Annotated in this window: 1 protein-coding gene; it reads left to right on the top strand. The window is 43.5% G+C overall.

The annotated features are described in order from the left end of the window. Positions 1 to 42 precede the first annotated feature (42 nt). Positions 43 to 1,280, top strand: a 1,238-nt coding sequence (locus COV52_05065; GenBank protein ID PIR11214.1) for a hypothetical protein, incomplete at its 3' end; no start/stop codon positions are given.

Genomic DNA, 1,280 nt, shown 5'->3' with positions numbered 1-1,280 from the left:
TGAATAGTAATATTTAATCAGTTTGTTTAAATAGGGTTCAGAATGCTTGTTATTCAGAAGGGCGATGGCAGTGAGCTGAGTTTTGAGGTAAAAAGCTTTGAGTTTGGTGGGGCTTTGTCCGAGCCGTATGTTTTGAGAGTGGCTGTTTTGGATGTGAATTCCCAAATTGAGCCGCAGGCCTATCTGTATTTACAAGCCTCACTTCAGTTTGTTGGGAGTGGGGGTGAACCGCAGTCTATTTCTGGTGTCATTACCCGTTTAGATCGTCAAGAAGATCTCGTTAAACGAAAGAGAGTTTACACCATTCAAATTGAACCCTATTTATCGCTGCTCTTCTATCAAAACCGTTTCAAGGTACATGCTAATCAAAGCTATCTTGATATTGCCAAAAGTATGACTGAAAAACTGTCTTTAGAGTTTGGCTTAAGAGACTATGCGAAGTTTAAAGTAGATATGCCCTGGCTGATTACACCGCTCAATACTTTTGATGTAGAAGCAGAAGACAATACACTGGATTATTTTAATAAGATTTTAGGCTTTACCCGTTACTACTTCTCGGAAGGTGAGGGAGCAGAGTCTCTGGTTGTCATCGATCGGCCAGGGCTTCTGCCTTCACGAGATCAAACAGTGACGTTTGATCCATCGCGTAAAGAAGATTTAAAAAACCATGCCGCACAGTTTTATCATCTTGGGTTATCAAAGCAGGCAAGCTCCCTCAGTGCGGAGCCTGTTTACTTTGACCCTCAAAATCCACAGGCCTCGCTGGCCAAGCTGCACAATGAAGATCCTTTGATCGTCATGACTCCCATCTATGCCCCTATAGGGAATTATGACTTCATCAAAGCCAAATTAACCGAGCAACTCAATCATGATGCCAAAACTTATCAATTCAAAAGCTACTACAGTGATTTATTAGTGGGAGAGCGTATTCAAATTGACTCTCCTTTGGCAGGAGGCTGCATTGACGGTTTTGTAGAGTCTTTAATTCTAAAAGGTTATTACCAAGATGAGCAATGGCGTTTTGACAGCCAAGGGGTGATTCGTCCTTACAGTGAAGAGGGATCTTGGCTCGGTGCTTATCAGCCGCGCAAAAGGCTTCCTGCTCTCAATCCAGGTGCACTGTTACAAGATGAAGCCCAGGTGAACGATGCAGGGATGTATCAAATCAAATTCCCCAAAGGCTTTGATTCAGAAACTGAAACGCCCACAGTGAGTGTGAGGGAAATTCAAGAAACGGTGACCAGTGGAGGCGGAGCGTCTCATTCAGTGAGTGGCAAAGC

The organism is Gammaproteobacteria bacterium CG11_big_fil_rev_8_21_14_0_20_46_22, from assembly GCA_002796245.1.
Lineage (GTDB): Bacteria > Pseudomonadota > Gammaproteobacteria > UBA12402 > UBA12402 > 1-14-0-20-46-22.
Note: the sequence above shows the minus strand (reverse complement) of the source record. Positions and strands in the feature narration are given on the sequence as shown.